At 60.7% G+C, this 16973-nt stretch carries 10 protein-coding genes; all 10 read right to left on the bottom strand.

All coding sequences use genetic code 11. The features are described 5' to 3' along the window. Window positions 1-35: 35 nt before the first annotated feature. The 10 genes from ACZ48V_RS05400 to ACZ48V_RS05445 all read right to left on the bottom strand — a co-directional run bounded on the left by ACZ48V_RS05400 (window position 36) and on the right by ACZ48V_RS05445 (window position 16950). Window positions 36-1634, bottom strand: a complete 1599-nt coding sequence (locus ACZ48V_RS05400) for a phytoene desaturase (protein WP_464542331.1) — start codon at window positions 1632-1634, stop codon at window positions 36-38. Between the two features lie 249 nt (window positions 1635-1883). Beyond that, on the bottom strand, window positions 1884-2801 hold the full coding sequence (locus tag ACZ48V_RS05405; protein WP_464542333.1) for a hypothetical protein: 918 nt from the start codon (window positions 2799-2801) through the stop codon (window positions 1884-1886). A 61-nt stretch (window positions 2802-2862) separates the two neighbouring features. Further along, window positions 2863-3429: a hypothetical protein gene (locus tag ACZ48V_RS05410; protein WP_464542335.1), complete on the bottom strand. Its 567-nt coding sequence runs from the start codon at window positions 3427-3429 to the stop codon at window positions 2863-2865. A gap of 360 nt (window positions 3430-3789) precedes the next feature. After that, window positions 3790-6159 (bottom strand): ATP-dependent helicase, encoded by a 2370-nt coding sequence (locus tag ACZ48V_RS05415; RefSeq protein ID WP_464542337.1) that lies wholly within the window; start codon window positions 6157-6159, stop codon window positions 3790-3792. Between the two features lie 459 nt (window positions 6160-6618). Then, entirely contained in the window at window positions 6619-7170 is a 552-nt protein-coding gene (locus ACZ48V_RS05420) for a fasciclin domain-containing protein (RefSeq protein WP_464542339.1), read from the bottom strand. A 372-nt stretch (window positions 7171-7542) separates the two neighbouring features. After that, entirely contained in the window at window positions 7543-8013 is a 471-nt protein-coding gene (locus tag ACZ48V_RS05425) for an FKBP-type peptidyl-prolyl cis-trans isomerase (RefSeq protein ID WP_464542341.1), read from the bottom strand. 206 nt (window positions 8014-8219) lie between these two features. Next, on the bottom strand, window positions 8220-9602 hold the full coding sequence (locus ACZ48V_RS05430) for a TolC family protein (protein WP_464542343.1): 1383 nt from the start codon (window positions 9600-9602) through the stop codon (window positions 8220-8222). 54 nt (window positions 9603-9656) lie between these two features. Continuing rightward, window positions 9657-12839 carry an efflux RND transporter permease subunit gene (locus ACZ48V_RS05435; protein WP_464542345.1) on the bottom strand — a complete coding sequence of 1061 codons (3183 nt, stop codon included), beginning with the start codon at window positions 12837-12839 and terminating at the stop codon, window positions 9657-9659. 45 nt (window positions 12840-12884) lie between these two features. Then, window positions 12885-14033 carry an efflux RND transporter periplasmic adaptor subunit gene (locus tag ACZ48V_RS05440; protein ID WP_464542347.1) on the bottom strand — a complete coding sequence of 383 codons (1149 nt, stop codon included), beginning with the start codon at window positions 14031-14033 and terminating at the stop codon, window positions 12885-12887. A gap of 214 nt (window positions 14034-14247) precedes the next feature. Then, on the bottom strand, window positions 14248-16950 hold the full coding sequence (locus tag ACZ48V_RS05445) for an AAA family ATPase (RefSeq protein WP_464542349.1): 2703 nt from the start codon (window positions 16948-16950) through the stop codon (window positions 14248-14250). Window positions 16951-16973 lie beyond the last annotated feature (23 nt).

Below are 16973 nucleotides of genomic sequence, written 5' to 3' on the forward strand. Positions count from 1 at the left end.
CATTTAGCGTCTATCCACTACCAGGTATTCTCTTGTTACGCCGCCACCGAGGCTTTCTTCGGATACACGGGGCGCAACGCGCTGGGGTCGGGGACGATGCTGTCGAGCACGCGCGCGGTGGAGAGCACGCCCGGCATGCCGGCTCCGGGATGCGTACCGGCGCCGGCAAAGTACAGGTGGTCGATGTCTTCGCTCTCGTTGTGGGGGCGGAACCAGGCGCTCTGCTGCAAGATCGGCTCTACGCTAAAGGCCGCGCCCTTCAGGCTCTTGTACTCCATCTGAAACTCGCGCGGCGTAAGCATGCGGGAGGTCACGAGATGCTCGCCCAGGTCGGGCATGATGGTCTCGGCCAGATAGTTTTCCACCGACTGCCGGTATGGCTCGGCCTGTACGCGCCAGTCCACGCCGCTGTCGAGGTGTGGCACCGGACTGAGCACGTAGAAGGCATCGTGGCCGTCGGGTGCCATGGACGGGTCGGTTTTGGTGGGGCGGTGCAGGTAGAGGCTGAAGTCGTCGGCCAGTTCCTGTTTGTTGAAGATGTCGTCGAGCAGACTTTTGTAGCGCTCGCCCATCAAGATGGTGTGGTGCTCGATGTCTTCGTACTGCCGGTCGGTACCGAAGTACCAGACAAAGAGGCTCATGGAATACTTCATGTTCTCCACGCGCTCGTCGGTCCACGTTTTGCGATCCGATGGGTGGATCATGTGGCGGTAGGTGTAGCCAACATCCGCGTTCGACACCACGATATCGGCGTCGATGACCTCGCCATCGCTTAGGCGCACACCGCTGGCGCGTCCGCCGTCGACCAGAATCTGCTCCACATCGGCATTGTAGCGCTGCTCCGTGCCGTCGAGTCCGTCGATTAGGTTCGACATGCCGCTTACGAGCGAGCCGGTGCCGCCCATGGCATACCACACGCCCCATTTGCGCTCCAGAAACGCGATGAGCGTGTAGATAGAGGTGGTGCTGAACGGATTGCCGCCCACCAGCAACGGATGGAAGGAGAGCACCTTGCGGACTTTTGGGTGCTTCACGTACTTGGAGACAAGGCTGTAGACGGTGCGATGGCTCTCCAGCTTCATCATTGCGGGTACGATCTTAAGCATATCGCTCAAGTTGTGGAACGGCACATGGCCCAGCTCTTCGAACCCAATCTCGAAGATCTCTTCGCTCTTTTCCAGGAAGCGCCGGTAGCCGTCCACGTCAGACGGGTTGAACTTGCGGATCTCGCGCTCCATAACGTCGGAGTCGCCCGAGTAGTCGAAGTGCGTGCCGTCATGAAAGCGGATACGATAAAACGGGTCGACGGGCACCAGCTCTACGTCGTCTTCGAGCGATTTGCCGCAGAGCGACCACAGTTCCTCGAACAGGAAGGGTGCGGTAACTACTGTAGGACCGGCGTCGAAAGTGAAGCCATCCTGCTTGAAGACGCGGGCGCGCCCGCCGGGCTGGTCGAGGCGATCTAAGAGCGTGACGCGATAGCCACGTGCTCCCAGGCGAATGGCGGAAGCGAGCCCGCCCAGCCCGGCGCCGATAACGACGGCGTGCGGGGCGTCTGGGCCAGGCGATACGGGCTGAGTGGACGTGTTGAGTGAGGCATCGTCGCGATGCACGAGGCGGTTCATCCAGGACATAGTTGGGCGCGGCTATGGGGGGAAGGGAAACAAAGAGCGCTCAAGAAAAGATGCTCTTTAGCGATACTGTACAGGATGCGAAACGGTATGCTGTTTCATGCAGTTCGGTGCGCCTGCGAGGCAAAGCGTCCAAATGTTGCAATACCTGTCTATGCCGCTGTATGCGTTTCGATGAGAGAAGACGCTGTGCATCCTCCAAGCCACAGTGCTCAACCACAGTGCTCAACCACAGTGCTCAACCGCTTCGGGCTACCAGAGCGTAAGGGCCATGCCCATGCTGGCTGAGAAGCGTACGCCGTCTCCGGCGGTGCCGGTAAGGTCTACGAGAGCGGGGGTGAAGACGAGGGGGATCTGCGTGAAGGGGGTTACCGAGACGCCGAGCGCGAGGTCTTGGCCGGTCCAGTTGGCGATGACGTGCATGCCAGGGTGCACGCGTGCGGCTACGCTGCCAAACAGGTTGATCCCGTCTTCGCGCTGCTGAAAGCGGGATTCGGGGAGGAAGCGGTCGTTCCCGAGGCCCACGCTTACGACGAGGGCAGAGAGGGCATCATACGGCAGGAGAAGCACGTGCGAGGCGACGGCGTACCGGCTGCTTCCGCCGTCGGTGCCGCTGGTATGCCACATGTTTTCGTGGCCTACGGCAAGGGCCCAGCGCGTGCCGAACTGACGGTGGAGCTTCCAGCTGAGCGCCTTGTCTTCTGCGAAATCGGTGTAGGTATCGAGTATGGTGACGGTGACGTCGAGCCCGATCCACCGAAAGGGATCGCCAAGTCCGGCCCCTCCGCTTGCTACGCCGTCTTGCCAGCGCGCATAGCGAATGCGATGCTGAAAGTTAGCGCCGCCGTAGATCTGTCCGAGTCGGGCGCCAAAGGCAGTGGGGGTGTTGAGAGTCAGTCCGGGGGCCGAGCGGTCGGTTACGCTCCGGGGACGAGGAGGTACGGGGAGGCGAAGCGCTTCGCGGTCGTTTGCTGTAGTGGAGGTCGTGGATGGGTGGGTCGCGGTGGTGTCGGGATCCGAAGCACGCACTGCGATGGGGAATACTGAAGCAGCAGTGGTCGGGGCGAGGGCGACCTGCGGAGCAACCGTGGGCGGCGCATCAAAAAATGGCGTAAGGCCCGCACCCCCCAGCACAGACCCCACACCAAAGAGAAACCAGTAAATAATCATGACAGAGGGTACTATGATAGTATGCTGTTATGCATGTGCAGTGAAGCGGGGGGAGGGTCTGTTATAGCGTAGACTCAGACAGCATATGCAGCGCGTGGCGTACCGCTACGAATGAGGCAGGCGGGGTGGCCACGAAGTCCTCACTGGCCGACTTGACGGCTGCGTTATAGACGTTCAGGCTGTTGTAGAGCGCTTCAGGATCGATGCGGTCGTTTGCGGTGAGTCCGGCAATAGCGTTGATCAGGGCGTCGGCTTCGGGCTGCGGCAGGCCGTGGGCAAGCCATTCATCCTGAATGGAAGTATGCTCGATAAAGTCGGCGACCTCGGTTCGAAGCAGCGCATGCATGAGGGGCGCGGCGGCAAAAGCGTCGACCACAGCGGGAGACACAGCGGGCGACGCGTCTGGCGTAGATGCCAGGGCGTTCAGTTGAGCGGCGCGGCTGTTGAGTTGGTCACGCGCTTCTGAGGAGCTCCAAGGGGCCTCGTCGCCTTGAAAGAGGGCTCCTGCGATGTCGCTCCCGCTACCGACGCAGTCGCTGCACTGGCTCTGTGCAGAGACAGAGGCGGGAAAGACGAATGCGGCGAGGGCAAACGCTACAAGAAAGGGGAGAAACGGTCGAATAGTCATGGGCAGAAACACCGCAGAGCGTGCTCGTGTGGGGAGGTCTGTATGTTGATTCCACACGTAGGGTACCGGATGCTACATTAGGTGGCTACCTGTATTTGGGGCGTCGGTGTATCCATCTTTGGACGATATACTGGTGCGCCATATCGATCGCTGAAGGGCGCGCGATCGGATTGGGTAAAACCGTATCCGCATAACGGATGAGGTGGAACAAGACGGCCCGCCCCAAAAACGAGGTGCGACAGGGCACTATGGTGGATAGGTCAGTACGCCCAGATGGATTGAGGCAGGCGCGCCTGAACGGAAGCGAGCGGCTGGAGATAAGCTCTGGTCTACGTTGGTCGAAACGCTATGTGGTGCCGGTCATCCGATGACGCGCAGGCGGGCATATTTCAGCTTTAGCTTCTTGTTGCCGATGTCGCCGCCGAAGAAAACGACAGCGGTAGCCCGGTCTCCGCGGCCTTCAACAGATTGCACTTTGCCTTCTCCAAACTTGCTGTGCTCTACACGGACGCCAGGTACGATGGCCCCTTCGCCTTCGTCGTAGACGACGCGGCGTCCTGAACTGTTTTTCGAGGAACTGCCTGAAGAGCCACTTACGGTACGCGTAGTGCGTCGCTTCTTTGATTTTGAGGAATTGCCCCGCAGGTTCTGCCGGTAGTAATGCGGGTCCATATCGTCGTAGTTATCGGTACCTCCGGAGCCGGAGGATGAGAAGCGGTTCTTTTTCTGACGCAGGCGGCCGCCGCCTGCGGTACTCACTACGCTGCTGTCGATCTCGTCAAGGAAGCGGCTACGGGTGTTGTGCTCCTGCTTCCCATAGCGATACCGGTTGCGGGCCCAGCTCAAGAAGAGCCGCTGCTCGGCGCGTGTTACGCCCACGTAGAACAGTCGGCGCTCCTCTTCCAACTCGGTGCGTTCCTGGGTGGCTTTGGCCAGAGGGAAGAGCCCCTCTTCGAGTCCGGTAACAAAAACGACCGGGTATTCGAGTCCTTTTGAGGCATGCAGGGTCATGAGCGTGACCTGGTCGGGGTCGTCATCCCCGTCGAGGTCGGTAAGCAGGGCGACCTCTTGCAGGAACGTACTCAAGGTTGCGTTGTCGGAGCTGGCTGTGTACTCAGCAATTCCGTTTACGAGTTCCTGCACGTTCTCCCAGCGACGCAGATTTTCGCGCGTGTGCTCTTTGCGCAGCTCGCTCAGCACGCCCGCGTCCTGGATGAGCTCACGCGTCAGTTCGTCGACGGGCTCGGTATCCACCTGACCCATGTACTTGGCGATCAGGAAACGAAACTTGCCAACGGCGTTCTGTGCGCGGGTCGATAGGGTGTCGATCTGTTCAACCTGTTCGACCGCCTGCCAGAGCGAGATGCCCTGCTCGCGGGCGTAGTTGCGCAGCCGCTCTTGCGTTTTTGCGCCGATGCCCCGTGTGGGGTAGTTGATGACGCGCTCCAGGCTAGCCCGGTCGTTTGGGTTGACCAGCAGCTTCAGGTAGGCCAGCACGTCCTTGATCTCTTTGCGCTGATAGAAGGACACGCCTCCGATGACGCGATAGGGCACGTTCTCGCGGCGCAGCGCCTCCTCTATTGCACGACTCTGCGCGTTGGTGCGGTAGAGCACGGCAAAGTCGCTGTAATTAAGTCCTTCGCGGAGCTGTAGGTCACGAATCTTCTGCTCAACCTTCTTGGCCTCGTCTTTTTCGGAGAGCGCCTCGGTAAGCAGGATTTTCTCGCCCTGGTCATTGTCCGTCCAGAGCGTCTTCTCAAGCTGATCCTCGTTTTGTTCGATGATTGAGTCAGCCAGCTGTAGGATGTTCTCGGTTGAGCGGTAGTTGCGCTCCAGTCGGACAGTTGTTGTGCCGGGATAGTCGCGCTCAAACGACAGGATGTTGCTGATGTCGGCGCCGCGAAACGCATAGATACTCTGTGCATCGTCGCCGACAACGCACAGGTTCTTGTGTTTGCCCGCCAGCTGCTTGGCCAGGACGTACTGCACGTGGTTGGTATCCTGGTACTCATCGATGTGCACGTACTGCCAGCGCTCCTGGTAGCGCTCCAGGATATCGGGTTCCTGGTTGAAGAGCTTCACCGGCTTGAGCAGCAGATCGTCAAAGTCGAGCGCGTTGGCGCGTTTGAGAGCGGCTTCGTAGGCTGGAAAGACCTTGGCGGTGGCTTCCTGCAGGCGGCCATGCGCCATGCTGGAATATTCGTTCGGGCCGACCATCTGGTTCTTGGCGCTGGAGATGGTACGCTGCACCGAGCGGGGCTTCACCTCGTCGGTGTTTAGCTGCAGCCGGTTCATCTGCTGCTTTATGATCTTCTTGCTGTCGTCGGTGTCGTAGATCGAGAAGTCGCTGGAGTAGCCCAGCGCGTCGATCTCGCGACGTAGCAGCCGGGCAAACGAGCTGTGAAAGGTGCCCATCCACATGCCGCGGGTGCGGTCGCCCACCAGGCGCTGCACGCGCTCGCGCATCTCGCGGGCAGCCTTGTTGGTGAATGTGAGCGCAATGATCTCGTGCGGACGGGCGTTGCCGGTGGCAAGCAGGTAGGCAATGCGATGCGTTAGGGTGCGTGTCTTACCCGATCCGGGTCCTGCAATGATCATGACCGGACCGTCGGTCGCGGTAACAGCAGTGCGCTGCTCCTCATTGAGTCCGCCCAGAATGCGGTCTACGGCGCCGTCGTCAGGTTCGATAGATGAGGGCGAAGGAGAGGAAAGTTGGATACGGCGCGCCATGTGGAATGATGGAGTACAGGTTACAAGAGGGCACGAGACTGCGAGCGGCCCGGGCATTGCAGGTGGCACCGCGGGGCGTGCAGCTGGCTGTGTAGTAGACGAAGCAGCATTTGAAAAGGCACCATTCAATACGAAACCGGCGCTGCTACGTTCATCGAAGATACTACGATCTGCAGACAAATGCACACTGTTCTGACACGGGCATCTTGCGTAGACGGGCCGTATAACACGACGCATCGACGGACAGAGAGTTGATATGAAGTTGATATGAGCCTGGGAAACCGAAGGTAGCACGGGATTGTGTTCGCCCATGCACACATGTGCGCATACATGCAAAAGCCCGCTGTCTCCGTCAAGAGCAGCAGGCCTTTGCATTAACGTGTTTGTACCAGCGTTCTCAGGCCAGCGTCTTACTAAGGAACGCTGCTGAGAGACGCTTTGGCAGAGACTACATGGCGTTTAGTAGTCACCGCCGTTCATGTCATCATCGTCATCTTCCGGGGGAAGAAGCACGGTGTCGATCACGTGGATAACGCCGTTCGAGGCTTCGATGTCGGTCTGGATCACCTGAGCGCTGTTGGCGCCGCTGAGGGTGACGGTTCCGTTGTTAACCATGATGCTGATCGGTTTGCCGAGAACGGTCGGGGCTTCCTCCATTTCGACTACCGACGCCGCGTACGCTTCCGCAGGCACGACATGGTAGGAGAGGATATCGGTCAGCTCCTGGATGTTTTCCTCCTGCAGTAGGCGCTCCAGCTCGTCGCCGAGTGCTTCAAAGGCTTCGTCGGTCGGTGCGAGTACGGTGAAGGGCCCGTCGCCCTGCAGCGCAGCATCGAGTCCAGTGGCCTGCAGTGCTTGGACAAGCAGGTTGAAGTCGTCAGCCTCTACGGCGACGTCTACCACAGTCGGACCTTCAGCGGGCTCGCCCATATCCTGTGCTGTAGCGGGAGCAGCGGCAAACCCGGCAACGAGGAGTAGGCTCGCAGCGAACGTAGAAAAGAGGGACTTCATGAATGATTTCATGGTGTGGGGTCGTTATGAGCAAAAAACAGTGGTGTGAACATGCCCTATTAACGCGACATCTAATTTGATTCGTACTGCATGTGCGTAAATAGGTACAGGTCCTTTACATATTGTCTCCTACATAACACTATTGAAACATTTGGGCAGATGGTAATAAGCTTTTGGGTGTTCAAGAGAGGTAAAAACGTATCATGTTCTGAAGTTATCTACAGTACGGGGTGCAGTTAACCCTTGTAACGTAAAAAAGCCCACGCTCCTCCAAGGAGCGTGGGCTTTTTAGAACCGGCAGGATGCTACTAATGCGGCCTCGTGGGCGGCCAGACCGCGAACACCCTGCCGGAAAGGGTATAGGGTAAAGAGCTACGGCGTGATGATGTTGCCGCCCTCTTCGTTGGAATCGCCGCTCTCAACGTCGATAAGCTCAACGTCGAACTCAAGCGTGCGACCTGCCAACGGGTGGTTGGCGTCGACTGTGATGTGGTCTTCCTCCACATCTGTAATCTGTACAGGTACAGCCTGGCCTTGCTGCGTGTGCATCTGCAGCTGCTGCCCTACTTCAGGGTCGATCTCATCGGGCAGCGACTCGCGGTCAACATCCATGACCATGTCGTCGCGCCGTTCGCCGTAGCCGTCTTCTGGAGCAATGGTACCGGTTTTCGTATCACCGGGCTCCATTCCTTCTACAAGCTTTTCGAATCCAGGAATGACTTTCTGGGCTCCGATCTCGAAGCTGATGGGCTCGCGCTCGCGCGAGCTGTCAAATACGGTCCCGTCTTGCAGGCGCCCCGTATAGTGAATGTGTACGGTATCTCCTTTCTTTGCTTCAGCCACAGGTGATTGATGTTTGTCAACAAGAATGTATGCGAATACAACATCAACACCGTTAACGAAGGATATTCGCGGGTGTTGTGCGTCGCGTCATATCTTCACGATCATCAGATATAAAATAACCGGGTGAGGCATCTATACGCAGGACTTCACACGCTCTGCAGAGGATGGAGGACAGCGGCTGTACGATAGGTGCTGTACGATAGCGGCTACATACCGGTACTGGACTGCGGAAGCAAGTCGGCCTGGATGGTGCCGCTGAGCTCACGCAGCGTAAGTTCGGCCTGCTTGGCTTCAAATCGGGCACCGACCAGCTGACTCTCAGCACGGATTGCCTGCTCTTGCACCTCACGCAGCTCGATCGAGGAGATATCACCCAGCCGAAACTGCTCCAGTGCAATATCGACATTTGCTGTTGCGATCTCCAGGTTCTCGGTCTCAAGGGCAACGACATCCAGCCGGTTCTGATACTCGGCGTATGCGCGGGTCAGCACCGCGAGCAGCTCTGACTCTACGTCGGTCACGGCCAGTTCGGCGTTACGGATGCGCACCTGTGCGTTTTGGCGCCGGCGTTGCCGCTCGAATCCAGTAAAAATTGGAAGCTGAAGCGACAGCCCATACGTCAGGTCGTAGCTGGTGCTCTGGATCAGAAAGCCGCTCTCTGAGTCGGTACGGCTCACGCCATAGCCGACGCTTGCATCGAGCGAGGGAAGGCGCTCCGCCCGGATAGCCTGGTGCTCTTGTTCGGCTGCACGCAGAGCCGACTGCGCCTGGAGTAGCACCGGGTTTGTGCGTTCGAGCGACTGGCGCAGCTGTTCAGGCACCAGGGTGTCGTCGATGTCAAGGGTTGTGTCGACGGTAAAGTTCGTGGCGGTCGTGCGGCGGCCTCGTACGCGGTTCAAGTCAGCCTTAGCGGATTCGAGAGCCGATTCCTGGCGCAGCAGGGCCGACCGATCGGCGTTCAGGTCGACCTGGGCCTGGCGAACTTCCAGATCGGAGGCCGAGCCCACTTCGTTGCGCAGCTCAGCGATGCGGAGCCGCTCCTGCGATACCTCTACAGCTTCCTGTAGCACGGTGCGCTGCCGCTGCTCACGCGCTACCCGGTAGTACGCAAGTGCGGCATCGGTAAGGAGTTGGTCGGTTGCAGAGCGGCTGCGCTCCTGGGCAGCGCGGCGCTCAGCACGAAGCTGACTGAGCGTCGCAAAGCGCCCGAGTCCGTCAAACACGCGCCACGACAGATTTGCATCGGCCCCGGTGTTCGTTGTTCGGGCTCCGGTGATCTCCTCGCTGTCTTGTCCACGAAACTGCTGTTCGGTGTCGCTAATGGTTTCGTTGTAGCGGGCCTGCACCGAGAGCTCAGGTAGAAAACCGGCGTTGCCGAGTGACGCATCGCGCGCAGCGATGGCGGCTTCGTTCTCTGCGATCTGCACGTCGGGGTTGTTACGCATGGCCTCGTTCAGCACAGCGTCGAGGCGGAGCGGCTCGTCCGCATCCCCCGAAGCGCCGACCGCCTGTGCCCCTGCCTCGGGCATAGCGCCTACAGACAGGCAGACAAGAAACCAGATGGCGCACACACAGAGCCGATGGGTCATACACAGAAAACGTTAAACAAGTAATGGTACTATCGAAAAGAGAGCTCGTACGGCTTATGCGGATGGGCCGCTTGAGGTTGGGTCGGAGACGTCGGGTTCAGACACATCGGGGACGGTTGCACGTCCGCTGCCATCGCCAGCGATACCGTCGCCAGTACTGCCAGAGGCTGACGCAGTAGCCATCTTAGCGCCTGCGTCGGCGCTGGTCAGATAGGTATACATTGCAGGGACGATGTAGAGCGACAGGAAGGTGCCGACAATCAGTCCGCCAATAACGACGAGCCCCATCGGGATGCGGCTTTCGGCACCGGCGCCAATGGCAAGGGCGATTGGAAGCACCCCCAGGATGGTCGAGAGGGCCGTCATGAGAATTGGGCGGAAGCGTACGGCGGCAGCTTCGGTGATGGCCTCGTCGATGCTTAATCCGGCAGCCTTACGCTGATTCGCAAACTCGACAATCAAGATTCCATTTTTGGCGACAAGTCCAACCAGCATCACGATTCCAATCTGGCTAAAGATGTTGAGCGACTGCCCAAACACCCAGAGGAACGCCAGCGCCCCGGTTAGCGCGAGCGGAACAGTGATCAAGATGGTAAACGGATCACGGAAGCTCTCGAACTGAGCGGCGAGTACCAGATAGATGAGCACCAGTGCAAGCCCAAACACGTAGAGCAGCTGGTTCGAAGTTTCTTGAAAGTCGCGCGACTGGCCGTCGAGAGCCGTTGAAAACGACGGGCCAAGCACTTCGTTCGCAATCGCATCCAGCTCGCTGATGCCGTCGGCAATGCTGTATCCGGGGGCTAGCTGCCCCTCGACGGTGGCCGACTGGAACCGGTTGAATCGGAACAGCTGAGGTGGATTGGCCTGCTCTTCGATGCTTACGATGTTGCCGAGTATGACCGGCTCGCCGCTGTTGGAGCGCACGTACAGGTTTAACAGGTCGGTTGGCTCGTTTCGGTCGGCGCGCTCCACCTGAGCCACAACGTCGCGCTGCTGGCCGTCGCGCGTGAAGAACCCGAGGCGCTGCTCGCTCAGTGCAAGCTGCAGGGTCTCGGCTATGTCGAGGGCCGACACACCGATGTTGTCGGCCCGCTCCCGGTCGATTGTGACGTCGATCTCAGGCTTATTGAACTTCAGGTTCGTGTCCAGGAAGGTAAACGCGTCGGACTGCCGGGCGCGCTCCATGAACGCGGGCAGGGTTTCTTCGAGAAGCTGCAGATTCGGGGCCTGCAGCACATACTGAATGGGCTGTCCGCCTCGCGAGCCAACCGAGATGGTCTGCTCCTGCGAGATGAATGCGCGCGCGCCATCCATCTGGCGCACGGCCTGCGTGAGCGCATCGGCGATCTCGGCCTGACTGCGATCGCGCTCGCCGGGCTCAACCAGTTGGATGCGCATGAATCCGCTGTTCACGGAGCTGGATGCACCGAATCCGGGAGAGGTTACGGTGATTATGGCCTCCGTTTCGGGGACTTCCCGCTGCACCGTTTCGTAGAGGCTCATGATGTAGGAGTCCATATACTCATAGGTAGCGCCCTCGCGCGCCTGTGCAAAGGCACGCAGGCTGCTCCGATCTTCGAGCGGGGCCAGCTCCTCGGGGAGCACGCTGTAGAGCCCGCCGATGATAATGCCGCATACCGCGATAACGCCGAAGGCCGTCCACCGCTTGCGCATAAAGACTTCAAGGGAGTGCCGGTACTTCTCGTTGATCCACTCAAAGAACGGCTCTGTCTTGCGGTACATCCAGGGCTGTGTTTCGCGCTTCTTTAAGAGCCGCGTGGAGATCATCGGCGTAAAGGTAAGCGCCACGAACGACGATATCGCTACAGCGCCTGCAATGACGAGTCCGAACTCCTGAAAGAGCTGTCCGGTGAGGCCCCCCAAAAAGATGATGGGCAGAAACACCACGACGAGCGAGATAGAGGTTGCCACCACTGCGAAGAAGATCTCGCGGGTGCCGATGATGCCTGCGTCGATCGGGGCGTGCCCTTCTTCGAGCTTAGCATAAATGTTTTCGAGGACCACGATGGCATCATCGACGACAAGACCGATGGCGAGCACCATGGCCAGCAGCGTAAGCACGTTGATGGAGAATCCGGCTATGTACATCACGAAGAACGACCCGATCAGTGCCACGGGGATGACCAGCAGCGGGATGATCGTGGAGCGCCAGTCGCGCAGGAAGCCAAAGATAACGAGGATTACCAGCAGCAGCGCAATGAAGATGGTCTGCTGCACTTCGGCGATGCTCTGCCGGATCTGCGTCGTGGTGTCGAATCCGATGCCCAGCGAGATGTCGGCGGGCAGGTCGGCTTCGATCACCTCAATCCGATCATAGAACTCGTCGACGATGTCGATATAGTTGGCGCCGGGCAGGGGGCGCAGCACCACGCCAACCATGGGCGTTCCGTCGCGTCGCAGCAGCGTGCGCTCGTTTCGTGCGCCGATCTCGGCATAGCCCACGTCCTGAAGCCGCACGATCTCACCATCGGGCGACTGTTTCAGGATGAGCCCGTTGAAGTCGTCTTCGGTTTCAAGGCGGCTTTGCGTGCGCACCGTAAGCTCAATATCACGCCCTTCGATGCGTCCGGAAGGCAGTTCTACGTTTGAGCGCTGAAGCGCAGCGCGTACGTCCTGGGGCGTGAGCTGGTAGGCAGCGAGCCGCTGCGGGTCGATCCACAGGCGCATGGCATACTCTTTCGAGCCCCAGATGTCGACGCGGCTCACGCCTTCAATCGTCTGTAGTCGCTCCTTGAAGCGGTTATCAGCCAGTTCGGTCAGTTCCAGCAGGTTGCGGTAGTCGCTGCTGATGTTGAGAAAGACGATCGGCTGGGCGTCGGCATCGGCTTTCGATACGGTGGGGGGATCGGCGTCCGGAGGCAGGCGGCCCTGAGCGCGCGACACCCGGTCGCGCACATCGTTGGCCGCGCGCTCAAGGTCAGAGCCGATATCGAACTCAACGGTTACGGTGGAGCGCCCTTCGCGGCTTACCGAGGTGAGCGTACGGATCCCTTCGATACCGTTGAGCTGTTCTTCAAGCGGCTCGGTGATCTGCGCGTCGATGACGTCGGCGTTGGCTCCAGCGTAGTTGGTGGATACGCTAATGACCGGCGGGTCGACCGATGGATATTCGCGAACACCCAGAAAGAAAAATCCGATCGCCCCGAAGATGACGATCAGGGTCGCCATCACCGTGGAGAGGACGGGGCGTTCAATGCTAAGCGAGTACAGGGCCATGATGGGGCGGGCCGGTAGGAGATCCGGTGGTAGGTCGGGAGATGATTAGTCGTCTGAGGTGAAGTCGTCGGTCGCAGGCTCACGAGCCGACTCGGAGATGTCGCGCAAGGCGACCTCGCGGCCGGGACGCAGCTCCTGGATCCCCGAGGTGATGACGGTGTCGCCCGGGGCAAGTCCTTCAACGATCTGTATGGTGCGATCGGTGCGCATCCCGATTGATACTTCCTGCGGCTGTGCGGTGCCGTCGCGGTATACAAAAACGCGCTGCACGCCCAGATTGGGGACGAGCGCGAAGTTGGGTACGACCAGAGCATCTTCCATGGCGCCGAGCGTAAGCGTTACGTCGGCAAACGAGCCGGGATTTAGGCTGCCGGTGCCATTTTCGGCCCGAGCGCGAACGCGGAGCGAGCGGGTTTCGTCGCTGATACGTGGCTCAATAGCAATAACTTCGCCGGTGTAGCTGGCGTCGCTGTTGCGGACCGAGAACGTGACCGGCTGACCGGGCTGTGCCTGTCCGGCATATTTTTCAGGGATCGAGAAGTCGACTTTCATCGGATCGGTGCGTTGCAGCGTAGCGATGCGGGTGTCGGGAGAGATGTAGCTCCCCCGGCTCACATAGCGAAGCCCGAGCTGCCCGGTAAACGGTGCGCGGATCTGCGTCCGCTCGATGCGTGCCTCGACGCCCTCAAGCTGCGCCTGCAGGACCTCGACCTCGCCGCGTGTGGCGTCGTAGGTTTCCTGGCTCACGCCGCCTTCCTCAAGCAGGCGGGCCTGGCGCGCTTCGCGTGCTTCGGCCAGGGTCTTTTCTGCTTGAAGGCGCCGCTTTTCGGCCTGCAGGTCGCCGTTCGACACAGCAAGTAGCAGCTCGCCTTCCCGCACCATCTGGCCCTCACGCAACTGCAGCGTTGTGATGCGGCCTGATGCTTCTATAGCAAGGTCGACCGACTCGTCGGCACGCAGGGTGCCCGTGCTCCGCACCTGCTCGTCGATGCGCGTGGGCTGTACAATGACGGCGTCGACCTGCAGCGCAGCGTTTGCTGGCTGGGCAGACTCGGCCGACTCGTCGTCGCTGGCTGCGCTCTCTGAGGCACCGTCTTGCGGAAGCAGTAGCATTCCGATCAGAGCCAGTACGCCCACAAGGGCAACCCAGGCGACGGGGCGTTTCCACCAGATGATATGTGCTGAGGCGTTCATGAGAGACTCAAACCGATCAAGGAGCTTGAAGGCTAACTGTGATGCACGTTCAAACAAACATACAGACCGACATAAAGGGTTCGCCAGTGGTGTGACCGTTTAGACGTCTGGTAACATAGGGCGTTACAGAGCTGTGAATACTCCGGCCAGGAGCAGATAATGGAGAATGCGAAGCGTTCGCATCCCCATGGGCAAGGGGTGCTATCAGAAAATGCTATAAGGAAACACTTGGTCCATCGAGCTGGATGACGTGTGCGTCGAGGGCCTCGCGGGCTTCGCGCACAAGCGGGCGGTGGCAGGTAAAGAGGAAGACCTGACGGCGGCCCTCCCACGACTGCAGGATGCGGTAGCCCGCCTGGCGGCGCTCGGTGTCCCAGTTGACGAAGACCTCGTCTAAGAACACCGGCAGCGACTCGTGGTCGGCATCGAGATGGTCGACGATGGCCATGCGCAGCGCCAGATAGATCTGGTCGCGCGTGCCGCGGCTGAGCGGAGGTCCGACTGGCTGCGGGTCGGCCTGGCGCGGGGCATAGACGACAAGGCGGTTATCCTCCTCGCGCCACTCTATGCGTTCATAGCGTCCGTTGGTGATGGTCGCGATGTGCTCCGAGGCGCGCTGGATGACGTCGGGCTGGTGGCGCATCCGAAAGTCGTGGTCGGCCCGGCGGATGAGCGTGGCCAGCAGGGTGAGCCGGTCGCGCTCGGTGCGCACACGGTTGAGGTCCGCTTCGACCGAGGCGATATCGCTCTGTAGCACGGCCATGGTGGGTTTTTCAGCCAGCTGCTCAAGCTCCTTGCTGATCTCGGCCCGGCGGGCGGTGGCCTTGCGGAGTTCGTTCTGCACAGCTTCGAGGCGCTCGGTGCGTTCGACCCGCTCTTCATCGGTGAACGACAGTGCGTCGTCGGTGTCGTCGAGCGTTTCAATTTCGGTGCGGAGCGTCTCCCAGTCGGGATGCTCGCGCTGCAGCTGGTCGCGGGCGTCGTCGGCGCGGCGGCGGGCGGTGCGCCGCTCGGCGAGCTCCTGCACGCCGGCCTCCCAGTCGCCGTCGCCGAGCTCTTCGATGAGCACGCAGAGCGTGTCGTGTTCGGCAGCGTACGTGTCGTGTTTGCTCTGCAGCGTATTGATGCGCGCGTTCAGGTCGGGCAGTGCGTTCTGTGCTTCTTCGGCTGCAGCGACGCGCTCCTGGGCCCCGTGCAGGCGGCCGTGCAGGGCGTGCACCTGGGCTCGCCAGGTGTCGTGGGCATCGGCGAGGGCGGTGGTGTTCGTGGCGTCGAGCAGGTCGTTCCAAGACGCACGCTCTTGGTGCAGGCGCTCGCGCCGCTGCTCGACCCGTTCGCGGGCGCTGCCGACGCCGCGCACCGCTTGCTGCAGGCGCTCCAGGTCGTGGGCCAGGTCGAGCGTGGGCGATTCCAGGCGTGCAGGCGAGATAGGCAGGGCGTCGACAAACGCGCGTACGTCATCGGCGCGGGCCATGGCTTCGCGGCGCTGGGCATCGAGGTCGAGCGCGTCGAGGCGCTGGTCGAGCTCGTCGTTGTGCGTACGGGTGTGCCAGGCCCACGCCCCTGCCGCGGCAGCGAGGGCGCCGCCGACCGAGAGGGAGAGCGTCGAATCCACCAGAATCCCGATTGTAAGCAGCGTGATCCCCACAACGCCAAGAAGCACGGCGGGGGTAAAGCTGCGCTCCGCCTCCCCAAAGAGCCCGAGGGTGCGTGCCTGGGTTTCGGCGTCGCGCAGAGCGGCGGCGGCATCAGTATAATGCTGGATGCGGCTGCGCAGCTCGGGCAAGTGCAGTGCGGCTACGCGATCGCTCCATTCAGGCTGCCACGGCTCAGACAGGCAGTCGGCGGCCTGTTCGAGGCTGGCCTGCGCGCGCCGCAGCGCCTGACGTTCATCGTCGAGCGTGGCTCGTTCGTTCTCGATGCGCTCGATCCGCTGCGGCCAGGCCTCGATCTCGGCGGCGTGTGCGACTACGGTGTCGTCGGTTTCGGTACGGGCGCTGAGGGCCTCGGCGTGTGTGTCGCGTTCGCGCGTGAGCACCCGCATCTCTTCGGCAAGCGTGCTGAGGCGTTCTTGGAGTGCGGTGCGTTCGTCTTCGGGCTGGTCGATGTGCGCATAGGAAGAGAGATCGCCGGCCCGCTCCTCGTTGCGCTTGATCTGCTTCAAGAACGTGTAGACCGGACGCAGGCGCTCGTCACGGCGCTGGTCGGTGCGCAGCTGCTTCTGTTCGGTTTCGAGCGATTCGATGCGCTGCGTGCAAGCCGTTAGCTCGTCGCGCAGGGCGCGCATCGTCTCGTCGCGATTGCGTGCTTTCTTGAGGTCGTTGTATAGCTGGTCGCGGTCTTTGCGGAGCTGCTGCGCTTCGGGCTTGCCGCGCCGATCGGGGCGCCACAGCTGATTGGCTTCGTCGTGCAGCTCGTCGATCACCGCACGGGCAGGGCGCACGAAGTCCACGCTGAGCGACCCGAGGAGCCGGTCCTGAATCTCCGTCCACGCGTTCTGCTGGTGCAAGGTAACCAGGTCGCCGAGCGTGAGGGCGTAGACCGCGTTGTAGACCTGGCGCGACACATGCGCGACCGGAGGCAGGGTCTCGTTGTTGAGCGTGCGGGTGTCGCCATCGGGCCTGGTGAGGCGTCCGTACGGGCTGCTTCGCAGGCGGCGTTCTACCGAGAGCGTGCTGCCGTCGTGCAGCCGGGCCTGCAGAGCGCCTTCGAGGACATCGCCGTTATAGGGCGCATAGGGATGCCGATCGGGCGCGGTGGGGTAGATGCCGTAGAGCATCGCCTTCAGAAATGAGAACAGCGCGGTTTTGCCCGCCTCATTGGGACCGTGAACGAGAATAACCGGCGCATCCAGCTGCTCGAACGAGCAGTCGCGTAGTGGACCATAAGCGTCGATGGTGCAGGCGGTTACATGCATGCGGGCAGGGGGTAATCAGGAGA

Source organism: Longimonas haloalkaliphila (assembly GCF_055379825.1).

What these genes read in the sequence shown, in the direction of transcription:
- ACZ48V_RS05400 (WP_464542331.1), bottom strand. Translation starts at nt 1,634, where the DNA reads ATGTCCTGGATGAACCGCCTCGTGCATCGCGACGATGCCTCACTCAAC.
- ACZ48V_RS05405 (WP_464542333.1), bottom strand. Translation starts at nt 2,801, where the DNA reads ATGATTATTTACTGGTTTCTCTTTGGTGTGGGGTCTGTGCTGGGGGGT.
- ACZ48V_RS05410 (WP_464542335.1), bottom strand. Translation starts at nt 3,429, where the DNA reads ATGACTATTCGACCGTTTCTCCCCTTTCTTGTAGCGTTTGCCCTCGCC.
- ACZ48V_RS05415 (WP_464542337.1), bottom strand. Translation starts at nt 6,159, where the DNA reads ATGGCGCGCCGTATCCAACTTTCCTCTCCTTCGCCCTCATCTATCGAA.
- ACZ48V_RS05420 (WP_464542339.1), bottom strand. Translation starts at nt 7,170, where the DNA reads ATGAAGTCCCTCTTTTCTACGTTCGCTGCGAGCCTACTCCTCGTTGCC.
- ACZ48V_RS05430 (WP_464542343.1), bottom strand. Translation starts at nt 9,602, where the DNA reads ATGACCCATCGGCTCTGTGTGTGCGCCATCTGGTTTCTTGTCTGCCTG.
- ACZ48V_RS05435 (WP_464542345.1), bottom strand. Translation starts at nt 12,839, where the DNA reads ATGGCCCTGTACTCGCTTAGCATTGAACGCCCCGTCCTCTCCACGGTG.
- ACZ48V_RS05440 (WP_464542347.1), bottom strand. Translation starts at nt 14,033, where the DNA reads ATGAACGCCTCAGCACATATCATCTGGTGGAAACGCCCCGTCGCCTGG.
- ACZ48V_RS05445 (WP_464542349.1), bottom strand. Translation starts at nt 16,950, where the DNA reads ATGCATGTAACCGCCTGCACCATCGACGCTTATGGTCCACTACGCGAC.